Source organism: Streptomyces parvulus (genome assembly GCF_014648855.1).
In the GTDB taxonomy this organism is placed as follows: Bacteria; Actinomycetota; Actinomycetes; order Streptomycetales; family Streptomycetaceae; genus Streptomyces; species Streptomyces parvulus.
Genome location: NZ_BMRX01000017.1, coordinates 76,373 through 93,822, shown reverse-complemented (window position 1 = coordinate 93,822; position 17,450 = coordinate 76,373). Strand labels below are relative to the sequence as shown.

The window sequence follows — 17,450 nt, the reverse complement described above, 5'->3', positions numbered from 1 at the left end:
AGCGATCTTCGAGAAGGGGAGGGCGGCAGAGTGGTGAAGCAGGATCGTGCCATCCGGACCCGCAGGAACATCCTTGAGGCAGCGGCGAAGATCTTCGAGGAGCGCGGGTACCAGGCAGCGACCATCGCCGAGATCCTGGGCGCGGCCGGTGTGACCAAGGGAGCGCTGTACTTCCACTTCAGCTCGAAGGAGCAGCTCGCCCTCGGGGTGCTGGAGGAGCAGGACCAGCGCTTCGTCATCCCCGAGCGCTCGTGCAAGCTGCAGGAGTTGGCGGACGTGGTCCTCCTGCACGCCTACCGCCTCCAGTCCGACCCCATGGTGCGCGCGGGCGTGCGGCTGAGCATGGACCAGCACGCGGAGGGACTCGACCGCAGCGGTCCGTTCATGCGCTGGAGCGAGGTCTGCCAGGCCCTGCTGGAGCGGGGGCAGGCCCAGGGCGAGCTGCTGCCCCACGTGATCCCGTCGGTCACCGCCGACGTCGTGGTGGGCACCTTCGCCGGCGTCCAGTCCATGTCCCAGGCGGTGAGCGACTACCAGGACCTGCGGCGCAAGTCCTCCGAGCTGCTTCGTCATCTGTTCCCCAGCATCGCCGTGCCCTCGGTGCTCACCTCGCTGGACCTCTCCGAGAGCCGGGGCGCCGACGTCTTCGAGGAGATCCAGCGCGACCTGCTGGAGCCGGCGGCCGTGGCTAGCTGACCGCGCCCGCCAGCACCCGCCTCTCGGCGACCGGAACCCGCCGGCTGCCGAAGTACCGGGCGAGCGCCTCACCCGGGCCCTCTCCGCCACGAGCCGACGCCCAGGCGACGTACCCGTCGGGCCGCACCAGCAGGGCGTCGCAGGGAATGTCGGGGGTCGGCTCGGCGCACACCAGTCGCAGGGCCCCCGACCACGCGCGCGCCCGCCGCGCGCACCGGCGGCCCTCCTCGCCGAAGACCAGCAGCAGGGGCCGGCCCGCCCGCAGCAGTTCGATCACGTCGGCCCGGCCCTCCCCCGTGCTCAGGGTGACGTTCTGCAGGAACCTTCCTTCCCAAGCGGAGGACGGCTGGGAGCGTCCCGGCAGGACGGTGTCCTGACCGCTGATCATGTCGCTGAGGTACCGGCTCTCCCGGTCCGCGGTCACGAGGTCGGCGAACACCCCGCGCAGCGCGTCGGCATCGGGCCCCGGACGCATCAGGGCCAGCTGGGCCCGCGTGTTGTCGATGACCCGCTGGGCCTCCGGACGGCGCTCGGCGTCGTAGGTGTCCAGGAGGTCGTCCCCGGCCCGGCCGAGTACGGCGAGCGCGAGCTTCCAGCCGAGGTTGAGGGCGTCCTGCACGCCGGTGCTCAGCCCCTGGGCTCCGACCGGGAAGTGCATGTGCGCCGCGTCGCCCGCGAGGAAGATCCGCCCGAAGCGGTAGGAGCGCACGAGCCGGGCGAAGTCGCTGAACCGGCTGAGCCAGCGCGTCTCCCGGATGCCGATCTCCTTCCCCGCGATCCGGGAGACCTCGCTCCGCAGCTCCTCGGGGGTCGGCGCCAGTTGGCGCCGCGGGTGGGCGCCGGCGCAGTCGAGGGTCTTGACGTGGGTCCCGGCGCCGGGGATCTCGTGCACGACGATCCAGCCGCGCGGGGTGCGGTGCCAGCCCGGCGGCAGGGCCTGCGGGTCCTCCAGCGTGACCAGCCCGGAGAGCCCCGAGGTGGTGGCCCGGTACGTCCGCGAAGGTATCCCGGCCAGTTCGCGGACCGTGCTGCGTCCCCCGTCCGCCCCCACCAGATAGCGGGCGGAGCAGACCACGGAGCCGTGCGGTCCGGTCGCCGTGACGCGGACGCCGGCCCGGTCCTGGGTCACCTCGGTCACCCGGTGCTCGCGCAGGATCCGGACTCCGGCGGCCCGCGCCCGCCGCTCGAAGAGCCGCTCCAGGTCGGCCTGGGGCCGGTTCAGCACGGGGCCGGGCTCCGAGGCGGGGGCGGTGATGGACAGACCGGGTATCCCGCCGTAGCGGAACGGGGCCCGGGACTCCGGCCGGGCGGCGTCCGCGCTCGGCACGAGTTCGGGGAAGTACCCCCGTCGGGCGAGCCCTTGCAGGGCCCTGGCGTGCAGCACCCTGGCCTTGGGCCGCTCCGACACGACGGCCTGCGCCTCCAACACGAGCGTACGGACCCCGCGGGCACCCAGTTCGGCCGCCACCAGCAGGCCGACCGGTCCGCCCCCCACGATCACCACTTGCGCGTGCTCACGACGCCTCATCCCAGGGCCTCCCCGTGACATCGAAAGGCGCCGCGGCACGGGTCTCGGACGGGAATCGCCATGTGTCAACCGCACGGTGCACGCCCCTTCCCCCTGCCGTGGCGTACGGAATGCCGACCTCCGGCCCTCTGTGGTGCCGGACGGCTTCGGCAGGGAGAAATATACCGGCTGGACGGTTCTTTTCAAGAGAGTAGTCTTCACGCCGCAGTCACAGATTGTCCCGGAAGAGCGCCGGCAGCGTGAGGGGTTCTCCGCTCCGACCTAGCACGGTCGGCAAGTTGCCCGGCAACCCGGAATCCGCGGCTCTTGAAAACAAAACCGGGTGGTACGTATCTTATTCTGGTCGGACTCCTGTGCGGGAGTCACACACGATCTGAGTCGCTTGAGTCGCTCGGGTCGCCGTCCGGGGGGATGCACATGGGTTCTGAGCTGCGGCAAGCCGACAGCTACTCACGGCACCCGACCCTACCCGCGCCAGGGCCGCTCCCCGAGAGTCTCACCGATCGCGGCCTGGCCGAGCTGTTCGCGAGAACGTACGCCGGCCGGTACCGGCACGTCCCCGGCCTGGGCTGGTACCGCTGGGACACCACCCGCTGGCGGCCCGACGAGGAGGACACGGTCCTCTGGGCGGCCGGCGACCTCGTGGAGTCACTTGCCCTCTCCGATCCCCTCGACCGGTACTCGGACGCCGCGCTGCGCCGCCACCGCTGCCGGGCCCTGTCGACCACCGGCGTCAACGCCATGCTGGCGCAGGCGAGGTCGGCGCCGGGGATGGTGCTGAACGCGGCTCGTCTGGACGCCGATCCGTACGCGTTGTGCACGCCGGACGGCATCGTCGACCTGCGCACCGGTCTGATCGGGCCGCCCGACCCCGACAAGGACCTGCACTCCCGCCGCACCACCCTCGCGCCACGGCGGACGGCGACTCCGCGCTGGGACAGGTTCCTCGCCGACACCTTCGGCGACGACGACACGGGCGCCGGCACGGTCGACTTCCTCCAGCTTCTGCTGGGGTACTCGGTCACCGGTGACGTCGGCGGCCAGGTCCTGCCGTTCCTCTTCGGTGCCGGCAAGAACGGCAAGTCCGTGCTGCTCGACGTCCTGCTCAAGCTCCTCGGGGACTACGCCGACGCGGCCCCGCCCGGCTTCCTGATGGCCCGTCCCTACGAATGCCATCCCACCGACCTGGCGGAGTTGCACGGGCGCCGGATCGTCGTGTGCTCCGAGGTCAGGCCCGGGGACCGGTTCGACGAGGCGCGGGTCAAGCTGCTGACGGGCGGGGACCGGATCAAGGCCCGGCGGATGCGGCAGGATTTCTTCAGCTTCGAGCCGACCCACAAGCTCTGGCTGCTGGGCAACCACCGGCCCGAGGTGGGCACCGGCGGCTTCGCCTTCTGGCGCCGCATGCGCCTGATCCCCTTCGAACGCGTCGTCGCCGACGGCACGCGGGTCGACAACCTGGCCGACGTACTCGTCGCCGAGGAGGGACCCGGGATCCTCGCCTGGCTGATCACCGGCGCGCGGCGCTACCTGTGCGGTGACAGGGACCTCACCGGCCCGGAGCGGGTGCGGGTGGCCACCGCCGCGTACGCGGAGACCGAGGACCACACCGGGCGCTTCGTCGCGGAGGCCTGCGCGCTCGATCCCGCGCTGCGGGCCGAGCAGACGGGCCTCCACGAGGCGTACCGGGCCTGGTGCCGGAACGAGGGCGTCCAGCCGCTCTCGTCGCGTGCGCTGGCGGCGAGGATCCGCGAGACCGTCGGGCTCGCGTCGCCGCGGGCCATGGTGCTGTCCCGGCAGCGCAAGTACTACCCGGGCATCGGGCTGCTCGCCGCCGGGGAGGCGGCGTGAGGCGCGACGGTGCCCGCGCTCGTCGGGGGGCCGTCGACCGGCACCTGGGGCCGGAGCGGATCCGGCGCGAGGTGCAGGAGCGCCCGCGCGGCCAGGCGGTAGCCGAAGGCCCCGAGGCCGACCACGACACCGCTGGCCAGCGGCGCGATCACCGACTCGTGGCGGAACTGCTCACGGGCCCACACGTTGCTCAGGTGCACCTCGATCCACGGGGGCGGGTAACTGGCGAGGGCGTCCCGCAGGCTCCAGCCGGCGATCATCAGGGCGCCGGGATTGACGATGGCGCCCACGGTGCTGTCGCTGTGCCGGTGCACGGCGCCGACGAGGTCGCCCTCCGAGTCGTGCTGGACGGACACCACCTTCCAGCCCCGGTCGCTCAGTTCGTCGGCGACCGCCGCCTCGATGTCGGCGAGCGTGTCCGTGCCGTAGATCTCCGGTTCCCGGCGGCCCAGGATGCCCAGGTTGGGCCCGTTCAGGAGGAGCACGGTACTCAAGGAGGCCACCTCTGTTGTCCCGGTCGCCCGCTGGACGCGGCCGCGAAGTCCGAATTGCCTCCATGGTGGAGCCGCCCGGCCCCGGGCACCACTCCCAGAGCTGATAGTCCCTCGACCGCGCCCTCCGGCTCAGTCCCGCTCACTCCCGCACCGCCGTCCCGGGCCGGGCCGCTCGAGGACCGCTCGTGCGCGCGTCGAGGCCCTCTGCACTCCGCGTCGGCTCACGCCGTCGCCGTCGCTCCGCCGTCCTAACGTGGTCCGTGCACGGATCCCCCTCGCACGGCACGGATCCCATGACTGGAGATGTGATGCTCGATTCTCCGTTCCGCCTGCGCATGCCCCCCGTCCTCTCCGTCCCGCGCGTCTGCCGGAACGCCTCCTGTGCGGCCGCGGGCCTGCCCGAGTCCTCGTTCGCCGCCTGGTCACGGGGGGAGCTGGAGGAAGGCGTCCGGCTGGCGGAGGCGGCGGGCCGGGCGGCAGCCGGCTGCGCCGGGAACTGCGCGGCACTGGTGAAGACATGGCACGCGGCGCTGCTGGTCCGGGTACGCCAACTGCCCTCCGCGGCACGGGTGCTGGCCGAGGTCGAGGGGCTGGCGGCCGCCCGGGAGGACACCGACGGCGCTCTGGTCGCCGCCTCCCTGCTCTGCGCCGCGGACCTCGCGTTCGCGCGCGGTGACGTGGGGGCCGCCGTCGACCTCGCCGCCCGGGGCGCCGAGCGGGCGCAGCGGGCGGGGCTGCACCGGTTCCTGCCCGACGCGCACACCGTGGCGGCCCTGGGTGCCCTGCGGCAGGGCGACATGAGCGTGAGCGCCGACTTCGCCAATCAGCTGCGGGACTGCGCGCTGCTCGGCCAGACCGCTCACGGCCCGAGCCAGTGCGCCTGGACGGCGGCACAGCTCCTGGAGGTGCAGGGCGGCCCGGCGAGCGCGGCGCCGCTCATCGTGGGCATCGTCACGGACGACCACCTGCTGCTGGAGCTGCTGACGTCGCAGCCCACCGCCGCCGCCTGGCTCGTCAGGGCGACCGGCAAGCTGGGCGACGAGGTGCTCGCGCGGCGCGTCGTCGCGCACTCCCGCGACCTCGCGGTGCGCAACCCCGGGCTGCGTTCCGTGGGCGCCGCCGCCTCGCATGCCGCCGGGCTGCTGGCGGGCGACGCGGCCGCGGTGCTCGCCGCGGCCGCCGCGCATCCGGATCCGTGGGCGGCCGCGTCCGCCGCGGAGGACGCGGGCAAGCTCCTCGCCGCGCGTTCCGCCGAACGGCGGCCTGCGGTCGAGGCATTCGAGTCGGCGGCGGACGGCTACGCGAACGCGGCGGCGCCGCGCGACGCCCGCCGGGTCGTGAGCCGGCTGCGCTCACTCGGGGTGCGGCGGGGCCGCTACCCGCAGTACGCCGGCCGCAAGGGCGGGACCTCGGGCGCCCTCACCAACACCGAGGCCGCGGTGGCCGAGCTGGTCAGCCAGGGGTTCACCAACTCCCAGGTCGGGGAGCGCCTGTTCATCTCGGGTCACACGGTGGCCTTCCACCTGAAGAAGATATTCCGGAAGATGAACGTGGCCTCGCGCGTGGAGCTGACGCGGGCCTGGAGCCAGGTGGCGGGCGCGGCCGCGGAGGGCGCGCGGGCCTCCTGAGGGAGACCGGCGTGCGGGGCGGCGACCGGCCGCGCGGGTCACAGGATCCTGCGGAGCCTGGCCGGCGGACCCTGCCGTCTGCGCCACTCGCGGGGGTAGCCCACCGACACCTCCTCGAAGCGGACGCCGTCGCGGTGGGTGGTGCGCGGGATGTGGAGGTGGCCGTACACCACGGCGGCCGTGCGGAACCTGCGGTGCCAGTCGGCGGTCAGCTCGGTGCCGCACCACATGGCGAACTCGGGGTACCACAGCACCTCCGTGGGGTGCCGGTGCAGCGGGTAGTGGTTGACCAGGACGACGGGTGTGCCGCCGGGCAGTTCGGTGAGCCGCCGCTCGGTCTCGGCGACCCGGGCCCGGCACCACGCCTCGCGGCTGGGGTACGGGTCGGGGTGCAGGAGGCTCTCGTCGTTGCACAGGACGCCGGTGCCGCGCGCGTAGGCGAGGCCCGCGTCCTTGGAGGCGCAGCCCTCGGGCAGGAACGAGTAGTCGTAGAGCAGGAACAGCGGCGCGATCACCACCGGGCCGTCCGGGCCGTGCCAGAGGGGGTAGGGGTCCTCGGGCGTCGTGACGCCCAGGTCGCGGCAGAGTCCGACCAGGTGCTCGTAGCGCGCCACGCCGCGCAGGGTGACGGTGTCGCTCGGGTGGGTCCACAGCTCGTGGTTGCCGGGCACCCAGACGACCCTGCGGAAGCGCCCCGCCAGGGTCTTGAGGCACCAGTGGATGTCCGCGACGGTCTCCGCCACGTCGCCGGCGACCAGCAGCCAGTCGTCGTCCGACTCCGGTGTCATCGACTCGACGAGGGCGCGGTTGTCGGCATGGCCGACGTGCAGGTCGCTGATGGCCAGCAGTCGTCCGCCGCGGTACGCCGTCATGTGCCGCCCCCTTCCCCCTTGTTCCCGTTCTCCATCGGCCCGGTCACCTTCCGGTTCTGCGCCGCGGATGTCCGCAGCAGGCTAGGAACGTTTTTACCGGGCCCGGTATCCCTCAGTCTGATAGGCCTGCTCCCGTCCGGTGTTCCGATGGCGAATTCCTCGGGCATCATGGCCGACGCTGCCGTTTCACATTTCAGGAGGCGATCGCTGTGAAGATAGTCGCGGACAGGGACAGGTGCGTCGGCGCGGGCCAGTGCGCGCGCATCGCGCCGGAACTCTTCGACCAGGGCCAGGACGACGGCCTGGTGGTCGTGCTGAACGCCGAGCCCGACGAGTCGCTGCTGGCGGAGGCCGACGAGGCCGTGGACCTGTGCCCCGCCGGTGCGCTCAGCGCGGACGCCTGACCGGGCGGCACTCACCGGGGCGCGGTGGTCCGCCGCCCGCTCCAGCGCGACTCCGGGAGGAATCCACGGGCCCGCTGCGACAATTGCCCACACCACGCCGGAGCGGCGGGGCGCACCCTGCGGAATATCTTCACCGGACCGCGGAATTCACCTGATCCTCGCCCGGCCGATTCCGCGCGCCTGCTTTTCCGCCAGTCGAATTCAACGCGCCTGGTTTCGCGCCCCGCCATGCCCTCGCGCCTTCTTTTCTCCGACCTCTGCGAGTAGGGATGACGATGCCCACCATGCGTCCGCACGACCGGAACGAATCCCCGACGGACGCGGACGTGGCCGTCGTCGGCAACGGGCCGGTCGGCGCCGCCCTGTCGGTGCTGCTCGCCCAGCGGGGACTGCGGGTGACCGTCCTCGAGCGCCGTCCGCGGCCGTACACGCTGCCGCGGGCGACCAGCTTCGACGGGGAGACCGCACGGCTGCTGGCGGGGACGGGCATCGCGGACCTCGTCGGCCGCATCACGGAGCCGGCCACCGGCTACCAGTGGCACACCGCGGCGGGCGAGACCCTGCTGGACATCGCCTTCTCGCCCGGCGGGCGCTACGGCTGGCCGGACGCCAACACCATGCACCAGCCCGCCCTGGAGCGGCTGCTCGCGGACCGGGCGGCGGCGCTGCCCGGCGTCACGGTGCTGCGGGGGCACCGCGTCGTGGACATCGGCGAGCGGGACGAGCGTGTCACGCTGACCGTCGAGACCGACGACGGTGCGGACCGCGAGGTGACCGCGCGCTGGGTCGTGGGCTGCGACGGCGCCAACAGCTTCGTGCGCGAGCACCTCGGCGTCCCCGTGACCGACCTCGGCTTCTCCTACGAGTGGCTGCTGTGCGACGTCGAGCTGCGCGAGCCGCGCGAGTTCACGCCCACCAACGTCCAGGTCTGCGACCCGGCCCGGCCCACCACGCTCGTGGGCAGCGGGCCGGGGCACCGGCGCTGGGAGTTCATGCGGCTGCCGGGCGAGAGCAGCGCGGAGCTGAACCGGGAGGAGACGGCCTGGCGGCTGCTCAAGCCGTACGGCGTCACCCCGGAGACCGCCCGGTTGCTGCGCAGCACCACCTACATCTTCCGGGCCGCCTGGGCCGACGAGTGGAGGTCGGGGCGGGTGCTGCTGGCCGGGGACGCGGCCCACCTGATGCCGCCCTTCGCCGGGCAGGGCATGTGCTCCGGTGTCCGGGACGCGGCCAATCTGGCGTGGAAGCTGGATCTGACGCTGCGCGGCCTCGCCGACGCGTCGCTCCTGGACACCTACGCCGAGGAGCGCGGTCAGCACGTGAAGGAGTCGATCCTGTCGTCCGTGCAGCTCGGCCGGGTGATCTGCGTGACGGACCCGGCGGCCGCCGCGGACCGGGACGCCACGGTCCTCGCGGGCCGGCGCGGACGTACGGAGCCGGGTGCGCCGGAGGCCGCGAAGCCGCTGACCGCCGGGCTGCTGCGGGGGCCGACGGGCGGGCAGCCGGCCGGTGCGGTGGTGCCGCAGGCACGGGTGAGCGGGGAGAACGGCACGGGACTGTTCGACGAGGTCGTGGGCCGGGGCTTCGTGCTGCTCACCACCGAGGACCCGCGCCCCGCGCTCGGGGCGGACCGGTGTGCCTTCCTCGCCGCCCTCGACACCCGCGTGGTCCGCCTGTCTCCTCCCGGAGCGGCCCGGCCGGCCGGGGAGAACGGGGAGAGCGGGGCCGAGGGCCTGACGGACGTCGTCGACACCGACGGTGTCTACGGCGGCTGGCTGGCCGAGCACGGCGCGACCGCGCTCCTGGTCCGCCCGGACTACCACGTCTTCGGTGCCGCGAGCGGCGCCGAGGACACCGCGGCCCTCGTCGACGACCTGCGCGAGCGGCTGGCGTCGCCGGTGCCGGCCGGAGCGGCGCGCCGAGCGGCCTGAGCGGCCCTCCGCCACGCAGACGGCCGCGGGCTCCCGGCCCGGCGGCCGCTCAGGGAGCGGTCAGCCGGGCCAGTTCCACCGCGCCGTGCAGGGACGACAGCGCGCCCAGCGCGGCGGGGCGGACCGGCAGCGGCGGGTGGCCCGGGCGGGCCAGGTCGGCGAGCTGCTCGGCGAGGAGGTCGGGCAGGCCCGGCAGTCCGCTCGCGAAGCCGCCGCCGAGGAGCAGCAGCCGCGGGTGGACCAGTTCCTGGACGCCGACGGCGGCCGCGGCCAGCGCACGGCAGGTGCGGCGCAGGGCGGTGACGGCCCAGGGGAGTTCGTCGTGCCAGGCCTGGCGCAGCACGTCGTAGCCGACGTCGCCGCCTCGCAGCAGGGCCGCCCGGCGCAGTGTGGCCGGGCCCGAGGCCGTCGCCTGGAGGCAGCCCCGGCGCCCGCACACGCACCGGGGGCCGTCCAGCTCGACGACCGTGTGCCCGATCTCGAAGGATCCGCGGCCAAGACCCGGGCAGAGGGCGCCGCGCAGGACGAGGCCGCCCCCGACGCCCGTGCCGACCCCGACGTAGAGGAGGTCGGCGCAGTCGGCGGCGCGGGCCTCGGCGAGCGCGCCGAGGTCTCCGTCGTCCGCCCAGGCGACGGGGGCGCCGGGCACCAGCGTGCGCAGGGCCGCGCTCAGGTCCGTGCCGGTCCACTCGGGGCGGCTGGGCCAGGCGGTGACCCGCCCGTCGGGCCCGACGGTCGCCGGCATCGCGACGCCCACCGCGCCCGGGGGTGCGTCCAGCCGTGCGCAGAACTCCCGGACGTGCCGGGCGAGTTGCGCGAGGTCGCGCTCGGCGTCGTGCCGCGGTCCCCAGGCGAAGACGGTTTCGGCCAGGCACCGCGCGCCGGCCTCCACTCGCAGCGCCACCTTGGTGCCCCCGATGTCGACGCCGAGGTGCGAGGGGCCCTCAGTCACCGGGCACGGAGGGGCACAGGGCGAGCAGGTCGGCGGGGCGGGCCAGGACGATGTCCGGCCGCGCGTCCAGCAGTTCGTCGGTCTCGGACAGCGCCCACAGGGCTCCGGCCGAGGTCACACCGGCGCCGTGGGCGCTGGCGATGTCGGTGGGTGCGTCACCGACCATGACGGCCTGCTCGGGTGCGAAGCCCATCAGGTGCAGGGCGTGCTCCACGATGTCCGGGGCGGGCTTGGGGCGGGCGATCTCGTCCGAGCCGATCACGTGGTCGAAGAAGGGCAGCAGTCCCAGCTGCCCGAGCAGGGAGCGGGCCCGTTCCCCGCTCTTGCCGGTGGCCACGGCGAGCCGGAGGCCGCGCACCCGCAGGGTGGTGAGCAGTTCGACGACACCGTCGAAGACCGGCACCTGGCTTGCGAGCCGGTAGCTCTCGCGGACGAAGGGCTCCTCCATCTCCAGGGGCAGGTCCATGATCCGCATGATGTCCGGGAAGAAGCGCCCCAGATGGCGGCGGTACTCGTCGAAGGGCGCGGGACCGTCGCCGACGACCTCCTTGTACGCGACGGCGAACGCCTCGTACATGACGGCGAAGCTGTCGACGAGGACCCCGTCCAGGTCGAAGACCACGGCGCGTCTGACCGGCCGGGGCGTGAAGGGCGTCGTCGCCGGCCGGACGGTGCCCGGGACGACGGGGCGTTCCGCGAGCCCGGCCGGGCCTGTCGAACTCGGTGATCTCATCGGCTTCCTGGCCTTCTAGTGGGGGGCGGGCACGGCGGTCTGCTCGTGCGGGCGGCGGGCCGAGGCGTAGAAGTCCTCGATGACGCCCACGGTCGTACGGGCCTCGGCGGCGGCCCTGCCGCGCCGGCCCGGGTCGGTCAGGACGCCGGCGAGGACGTCCAGCTGCCGCCGGTACTCCGTACCGATGGGCTCCTGCGGTACCGGCAGGGTGGTCGTTATGCCCTCGCGCGTCAGGGTCAGTTCGGCGTGCGGATGGCGGTTGGGGCTGAAGCCGAAGGTGCAGCGCAGTTCGGCGGTGGCGGCGCTGCCGGTCACCCGGATGCGGGTGACGTCCCGCGCCTGGTGCGAGGCCCAGCCGGCGCGGAGGCCGACCGAGACGCCGTCCTCGCGGACGAGGAAGCCCCAGGCGGTGTCCTCCACGTCCCCGGCGGGAAGGGCGGTCGCCTCGTCCCGCCGCCAGGCCGCGCTCCAGGCGCCGGTGCCGAGGAAGTCGTTGGAGGTGACGCCGAGGACCTGGGTGAAGCCGGCCGGTCCGAGCAGCGCGGCGAGCGTATCGAGCAGGTGCCAGCCGAGGTCGAAGAGGACGCCGCCGCCGGCCTTGCTGCGCTGGGTGAACCAGCCGCCGGCCTGCGGGATGCCGCGCGCCCGGACCCAGGACAGGTCGACGTGGCGGACGTGGCCCAGTTCCGGCAGGAGGCGGGCGAGGGCGCCCACGTCGGCGCGGTGCGGGGCGGCGCTGCCGGCCAGCAGGGTGGCGCCGCCGTCCCGTTCGGCGGCGGCCAGGACGGCGGCCTCGCCCGAGGTCAGGCAGACGGGTTTCTCCAGGAAGACGGAGATGCCCCTGCGCAGCAGCCCGGCCGCGACCTCCGCGTGCAGGTGGTTGGGCACGGCGACCACGGCGAGGTCGACCTCGCGGGCCGTCAGCGCGTCCGGCGCCGGGTGCACGGGGACGCCCGGTGCCGCGTCGGGCGCCGCCGGCGCCGGGTCCACGGCGCCGACCACGTCGAAGCCGGGGTGCTCGGCCAGACGCGGCAGCCACAGCTCCCGCCCCGCCCAGCCGAGCCCGACGACGGCCGTCCTGACGCTCATACGGCGGCCACGGCAGCCGCGACGATCTCCGCCGTACGGTGCATGTCCTGCTCGCCGGCGAGCAGGACGCGGTGGTGCAGCCAGACGCAGTCCCGGCTGATGGCCTCGGTGTTGGGGCAGCGCTCGGCGACCTGCTCGGGCGTCTCGTCCGGGGCGCCGATCTCCCAGAAGGCGTCGGTGCGGTAGATGGCGCGGAACGCGGCGAACGCGGGCACGCCGGCCGCCACGAGGCGGTCGACCAGGGCGTTGCGGTCGTCCTCGGAGATGCCGGGCACGCGGAACATCGCCATGTAGTGCGAGGGGTTGTCGGTGCGGTCGTCGCCGCGCTGCGGGACGACGCCGTCGATGGCGGCGAGCAGCGGGGAGAGCACGGCCCAGCGCTCACCGCGTGTGGCGATCTGCGCCTCCAGGCGGCTGAGCTGGGCGCGCAGCACCGCCGCGGAGAACTCGTTGAGCCGCAGGTTGGTGCCGGCGACCTGGTGCAGATAGCGGCGGTCGGTACGGGGGCGTCCGCAGCTGTGCCGCAGGAACGCCGCCTCGTACCGCTCCGTGTCGGGGAAGATCACGGCGCCGCCCTCGCCCGCCGTCATGAGCTTGCCGTTCTGGAAGCTGAACGCGGCGATGGAGCCGAGTTCACCGACGCGCTTGCCGCGCCAGCGGGCGGCGTGGGCGTGCGCGGCGTCCTGGAGCAGCGGGACGCCGGTGTCGGCGGACAGCTCGGCGAGCGCGTCCATGTCGGCCAGGAAGCCCGCCATGTGCACGGGCATGATGGCCCGGGTGCGGGACGTCACGGCGGCCCTGGCGGCGGCCACGTCGATGTTGTAGGTGTGCGGGTCGACGTCGACGGGCACCGCGACGGCGCCGAGCCGCTGCGCCGCCTGCGACGAGGATATGAAGGTGAAGGCCGGGACGACGACCTCGCTGCTCGGGCCCACTCCCATGACCTGGAGGGCGAGTTCCAGGGCGTGGGTGCCGTTGGTGACGGCCAGGGCGTGGGGTGCGCCGTGGAGTTCGGCGAACTCCCGCTCGAAGGAGTCGACCTCGCTTCCGCCCATGCGCCACCACTGGCCCTGCTCCAGTGCGCGGACGAGACCTTCGCGCTCCTTTTCGTCGTACTGCGGCCACTCGGGGTAGTCCGGCGCCTGTCGCACGTTCATGATTCTCCAAGTCGGTCAATTCAGCGGAAGTCGAAGAACTCCCGGTAGGAATTCAGTTGTCCCTCGAGCATGTGAATGCCGTGGTGGATGCGGTGTCCGCGGGCCGCGGCCTCGCGCAGCAGCCGGGTCTCGCGGGGTTTCATGACGATGTCGGCCACGACGCAGTCCGGAGCCAGTGGTTCCAGGGGGAAGGGCAGCGGGTCGTGGGCGCGCAGTCCGAGCGGGGTGGCGTTGACGGCGAGGCCGAGGTCGCGCGGCAGCGGTCCGTCCAGCGCGCGCACCCGCCCCGGCCAGTGGGCGTCGAGCCGGGCGGTCAGTGCGGCGAGCCTCGCGGGGTCCGTGTCGTACAGGTGGAGCCGCTCGGTGCCGGCGGTGAGGAGCGCGGCGGCGATGGCGCTGCCCGCGCCGCCCGTGCCGACGAGGGCCGCCGTGCCGCCCCGCGGGTCGTGGCCGGCTCCGACGAGGCCCGTCACGAAGCCCGAGCCGTCGAAGTTCTCCGCGAGCCAGCCTCCGTCGGCCTCGCGGCGCAGCACGTTGGCGGTGCCGACGATGTCGACGGTCGTACCGCACCGGTCGGCGAGGTGGCGGACGGCCGCCTTGTGGGGGACGGTGACGAACATGCCGTCGAGGTTCTGCACGCGTTGCAGACCGCGCACGACCGTTTCCAGGTGCTCGGGCCGGGCGTGCACCGGGACGACGACCGCGTCGCGGTGGAGCGCGGCGAGGAGGGGGTTGACCAGCGAGGGCGCCTGGACCTGGGCGACGGGGTCGCCCAGGACGGCGTACAGGCGGGTGGTGCCCTGGATGGGCGGGGCGGGGGGCGGCTGGGTCGGCTGCCTCATGAGCGTGCCGTCTCCGGAGTGTCCGTGGCGGGGACGGCGGTGCCGACGAGGTCGGCCAGGGGGGCCCGGGGCATCCCGTCGAGGACGCGGGCGACCACCTCGGCCGGTACGTCGTCGACGAGTTCCACGCCCCGGGGCCCGTCGAGGACGAAGGTGAGGCCGCTGACCGCCTTCTTGTCGTGCCGCATCAGCCGCACCAGGGTGTCGGACCCGGTGCCGGCGGGCAGCGCGGCGGGCAGCCCGTAGGAGCGGACGACGTCCTGGTGCTCGGCCACCCGTGCCCGGCCGATCCGGCCGAGGGCACCGGCGAGGCGGCCGGCGAAGACCGTGCCGACGGCGACCGCCTCACCGTGGCGCATGGCGAATCCGGTCGCCTTCTCCAGCGCGTGGCCCAGTGTGTGGCCGTAGTTGAGGATGTGCCGCAGGCCGGTGTCGCGCTCGTCGGCCTCCACGATCCGCGCCTTGAGGGCCACGCTCGCGGCGATCTGGTCGGCGGGCGGCAGGGCGCGCAGGTTCGGGGCGCCGATGAAGTGGCAGCGGGCGATCTCGCCGTAGCCGTTGAGCATCTCCCGCGGCGGCAGGGTGGACAGGTAGTCGGTGTCGCACAGGACCGCGCCGGGCTGCCAGTAGGCGCCGACGAGGTTCTTGCCCGCGGGGAGGTTCACGGCCGTCTTCCCGCCGATGCTCGCGTCGACCTGCGCCAGCAGCGAGGTGGGCAGGTGCACGACCGCGACGCCGCGGTGGTAGAGGGCGGCGGCGAGTCCGACCGTGTCGGTGGTCGTTCCGCCGCCGCAGGAGACGACGACGTCGGACCGGGTGAGTCCGAAGCGTACGAACTCCTCGCACAGCCTCTCCACCGTGGCGAGGTTCTTGGCCCGCTCCCCGTCGCGGGCCGGCAGCAGCAGGGTCTCCACGCCGGTGTCGGGCACCCATTCCGGCGGGCGGGCCGAGACGACGACCGCCCGTGCGGCGCCGAGCCGTCCGACGACCTCGGGGAGCGAATGCCGCACCCCGGGGCCGATGTGGACGTCGTACGCGTGGTCTCTCAGGCGCAGCGGAACGGTTGCCATGACGTCCTACCGGCCCGCCGTCACCCGGCGGACGCGGGCCTCGGACCGCTCCTTGCGGTCGATGTCGTCCAGGTGCGGGTAGGACGGGCAGCCGTAGACCCGCTGGAAGGGCTCGAAGGTGTCCCACTCCTTGCGGCGCCGCATCTCCTGGGCCACGGAGTTGTGCTCGCTCCAGAAGTCGCCGCCGATCAGCCTGACGAGGTACTTCTCCAGGGTTTCGCGGTCGGTGGAGCGGGCGGCGTCGGCGGCCATGGCGACGAGTTCGCCGTCGTAGTAGGCGTGGATGAGCCGGATGTAGGTGTCGTAGCCGGTCTTGAAGTAGTTGGAGTACCGCTCCATCTGGCGGTCCTCGGCCGAGGGGTCGGCGAGCACCTCGCCGAGCGTCTCGGCGGCGCGCACGGCGGTGGCGGTGGCGACCAGGACGCCGCCGGAGAACATGGGGTCGCCGAAGCAGCCGGCGTCGCCCACCATCAGCCAGCCGGGGCCGGTGACGGTGTCGGTGTGGTAGCAGTAGTCGGTCTCGACCTTGAGGTCCATGGAGGGGCGGGTGCCGGTCAGGCGCGAGACGATCCTCGGCACCCGGGCGAGGTGCTCCTCGAACCGCTCGTTCGCCGTCGAGCCGCGCAGTACGTCACGCGGCATGACCGTGCCCACGCTGATGGTGTCCTTGGTCAGCGGGATCGCCCAGACCCAGCCGTCGTCGTGGGCGCCGACCTGGATGTCGCCCTCGACACCGAGGTTGTGGCTCTCGTCGAGGCCGCTGTAGTGGCGGAAGACGGCCACCATGCGCAGCTTCTCCAGGGTCTTGCGCAGCCCGAAGCGGTTGGCGATGCGGCCGGAGCGGCCGCTGGCGTCGACGACGTACGCGGCGCGCACCTCGTGCGTCTCGCCGTCGCGCTGGTAGCGGGCGCCGACCATCCGGTCGCCCTCCATGAGCAGCTCGCCGACGTCGGCGCCGAACAGGACGCGGGCGCCGGCGGCCTCGGCCTGCTCGGCGAGCATCCGGTCGAACCTGGCGCGCTCGACTTGGAAGGCGTTGTCGTGCCGGCCGGCGCCCTGCTTGGTGAAGTCGGCGCGGAAGACGCCCTCGAAGAACTTCTTCTCGGTCGGGTCGATGAACTCGCCGCCGAACTTGGGCACGTAGCCCTGCGCCGCGACCGTCTCCCGCAGTCCGATCCGCTCGAACAGGCCCATCATGTACGGCAGCAGCGACTCACCGATGTGGAACCGGGAGTTCAGTTCCTTCTCCAGGAGCACCACGGAGTGACCCTGTTTGGCGAGCATGTAGGCACAGACCGAACCGGCCGGCCCTCCGCCGATCACGACCACATCGGCTGTTTCCTTCGCCATCTTCTTCCCTTTCTGGTGCCAATTCGTTTGACGGGCGCGTTGGGTGACAGGAGTGGGTCAGTGGAATTCGTCGGACAGCAGGTGGGCGACCAGCCGTTCGTGCTCGGCGTCCTCCGTGATCGTGCGCGCCTCTTCACGGCCGTCGCGGACCGTGAGGTAGCGGCGTCCCTTCAGGACGGCCTGGCCGTTGCCGGAAGTCCGGCCGCAAAGGATCTTCGTGCCGTCCTGCGGTCCGGTGTCCGCGGCGATCTCCCGGGCGAGGAACTCCTCCATTTCCTTCCAGTCGCTCCACTGCCGGGCCTGTGGCGTGAAGGTGTAGACGACGCTCCACCGCGTGATCCTTCCCCGCCGCTGTAGAGCGGTCCTGGATCCCCGGTCGATCAGGCGGTACTGGCAGCCGTACTGGCTCTGCACCTGGTCGCCGACGCGCAGCGGCTCCACGTAGGAGGGTCCGGGGTAGCCGACGTCCACGAGCCATTCGGCGCCGTCCAGGGCGACGCGGTTGAACATGTGCTCCACGTCGAGCCCGGACGCCTCCCACCCCTCCGCGGTGCTTGCCGCCAGCAGCGTGACGTCGTAGCCCAGTTCGGTCAGCAGCCGGTGGAACAGGCGGTTGAGCTGGAAGCAGGTGCCGCCGCGCCCTTGGACCACGCAGGTCTCGAACGTGGCGTCCTCGTCGACGTCGACGAGCCGCACCCCGTCCCGGAAGTCCTGGGTGGCGCCGTTGTACGGGATCGCCATGAGGTGGTTCCTGTGCAGCTTCCGCAGCGTCGCGATGTCCACACCGGTGTCGCCGGCGCAGCCGATCCGCGCCAGGTACCTCTCCACGTCGAACACTCTCGTCACCTTTCTC

General features: G+C 73.3%; 16 protein-coding genes. 5 read left to right on the top strand and 11 right to left on the bottom strand.

All coding sequences use genetic code 11. The features are described 5' to 3' along the window. The first annotated feature begins 30 nt into the window (after positions 1-30). Positions 31-696: a ScbR family autoregulator-binding transcription factor gene (locus IE108_RS29435; protein ID WP_064732194.1), complete on the top strand. Its 666-nt coding sequence runs from the start codon at positions 31-33 to the stop codon at positions 694-696. On the opposite strand, the gene IE108_RS29430 is transcribed toward IE108_RS29435, so the two are convergent. After that, positions 689-2,224: an FAD-dependent monooxygenase gene (locus IE108_RS29430; protein ID WP_064732193.1), complete on the bottom strand. Its 1,536-nt coding sequence runs from the start codon at positions 2,222-2,224 to the stop codon at positions 689-691. The genes IE108_RS29435 and IE108_RS29430 overlap by 8 nt on opposite strands. A gap of 417 nt (positions 2,225-2,641) precedes the next feature. On the opposite strand from IE108_RS29430, the gene IE108_RS29425 reads away from it, so the two are divergent. Further along, positions 2,642-4,075: a DNA primase family protein gene (locus IE108_RS29425; RefSeq protein ID WP_229852507.1), complete on the top strand. Its 1,434-nt coding sequence runs from the start codon at positions 2,642-2,644 to the stop codon at positions 4,073-4,075. Here the strand turns inward: IE108_RS29425 and IE108_RS29420 are convergent. Continuing rightward, the gene (locus IE108_RS29420) at positions 4,033-4,560 is read right to left on the bottom strand and encodes a type II 3-dehydroquinate dehydratase (protein ID WP_308433822.1); all 528 of its coding nucleotides are present in this window, start codon (positions 4,558-4,560) and stop codon (positions 4,033-4,035) included. The two genes, IE108_RS29425 and IE108_RS29420, sit on opposite strands and share 43 nt — an antisense overlap. Positions 4,561-4,877: 317 nt before the next feature. Between IE108_RS29420 and IE108_RS29415 the strand changes: the two genes are divergently transcribed. Beyond that, a complete protein-coding gene (locus IE108_RS29415) occupies positions 4,878-6,197 on the top strand; it encodes a helix-turn-helix transcriptional regulator (protein ID WP_159394658.1) in 1,320 nt (439 codons plus the stop codon). A 38-nt stretch (positions 6,198-6,235) separates the two neighbouring features. Here IE108_RS29415 and IE108_RS29410 read toward each other — a convergent pair whose 3' ends face one another. Continuing rightward, the gene (locus IE108_RS29410; protein WP_064732191.1) at positions 6,236-7,069 is read right to left on the bottom strand and encodes a metallophosphoesterase family protein; all 834 of its coding nucleotides are present in this window, start codon (positions 7,067-7,069) and stop codon (positions 6,236-6,238) included. Between the two features lie 209 nt (positions 7,070-7,278). Here IE108_RS29410 and IE108_RS29405 point away from each other — a divergent pair, with 209 nt between their 5' ends. Then, positions 7,279-7,473 carry a ferredoxin gene (locus IE108_RS29405; protein WP_064732190.1) on the top strand — a complete coding sequence of 65 codons (195 nt, stop codon included), beginning with the start codon at positions 7,279-7,281 and terminating at the stop codon, positions 7,471-7,473. A gap of 269 nt (positions 7,474-7,742) precedes the next feature. Further along, a complete protein-coding gene (gene mhpA / locus IE108_RS29400) occupies positions 7,743-9,404 on the top strand; it encodes a bifunctional 3-(3-hydroxy-phenyl)propionate/3-hydroxycinnamic acid hydroxylase MhpA (protein WP_373297063.1) in 1,662 nt (553 codons plus the stop codon). Between the two features lie 49 nt (positions 9,405-9,453). Here mhpA and IE108_RS29395 read toward each other — a convergent pair whose 3' ends face one another. Genes IE108_RS29395 through IE108_RS29360 form a run of 8 tightly spaced genes read right to left on the bottom strand, consistent with a single transcriptional unit; the run spans position 9,454 to position 17,434 of the window. Beyond that, positions 9,454-10,356, bottom strand: a complete 903-nt coding sequence (locus tag IE108_RS29395) for an ROK family protein (RefSeq protein ID WP_189397791.1) — start codon at positions 10,354-10,356, stop codon at positions 9,454-9,456. Continuing rightward, a complete protein-coding gene (locus IE108_RS29390; RefSeq protein ID WP_079163891.1) occupies positions 10,349-11,089 on the bottom strand; it encodes an HAD-IA family hydrolase in 741 nt (246 codons plus the stop codon). The genes IE108_RS29395 and IE108_RS29390 overlap by 8 nt, the downstream gene beginning before the upstream one ends. 15 nt (positions 11,090-11,104) lie before the next feature. Continuing rightward, positions 11,105-12,178, bottom strand: coding sequence for a Gfo/Idh/MocA family protein (locus IE108_RS29385; RefSeq protein WP_064732188.1), 1,074 nt, complete (start codon positions 12,176-12,178; stop codon positions 11,105-11,107). After that, positions 12,175-13,335: an aminotransferase class I/II-fold pyridoxal phosphate-dependent enzyme gene (locus IE108_RS29380; RefSeq protein WP_064732187.1), complete on the bottom strand. Its 1,161-nt coding sequence runs from the start codon at positions 13,333-13,335 to the stop codon at positions 12,175-12,177. The genes IE108_RS29385 and IE108_RS29380 overlap by 4 nt, the downstream gene beginning before the upstream one ends. A 20-nt stretch (positions 13,336-13,355) precedes the next feature. Beyond that, positions 13,356-14,177, bottom strand: coding sequence for a shikimate dehydrogenase family protein (locus IE108_RS29375; protein ID WP_064732186.1), 822 nt, complete (start codon positions 14,175-14,177; stop codon positions 13,356-13,358). Next, positions 14,174-15,247 (bottom strand): 3-dehydroquinate synthase family protein, encoded by a 1,074-nt coding sequence (locus tag IE108_RS29370; protein ID WP_064732185.1) that lies wholly within the window; start codon positions 15,245-15,247, stop codon positions 14,174-14,176. Before IE108_RS29370 ends, IE108_RS29375 begins: the two co-directional genes overlap by 4 nt. 6 nt (positions 15,248-15,253) lie before the next feature. Further along, positions 15,254-16,597 (bottom strand): NAD(P)/FAD-dependent oxidoreductase, encoded by a 1,344-nt coding sequence (locus tag IE108_RS29365; RefSeq protein WP_064732184.1) that lies wholly within the window; start codon positions 16,595-16,597, stop codon positions 15,254-15,256. Between the two features lie 57 nt (positions 16,598-16,654). Beyond that, positions 16,655-17,434: an arylamine N-acetyltransferase gene (locus IE108_RS29360; protein WP_079163890.1), complete on the bottom strand. Its 780-nt coding sequence runs from the start codon at positions 17,432-17,434 to the stop codon at positions 16,655-16,657. Positions 17,435-17,450: the final 16 nt, after the last annotated feature.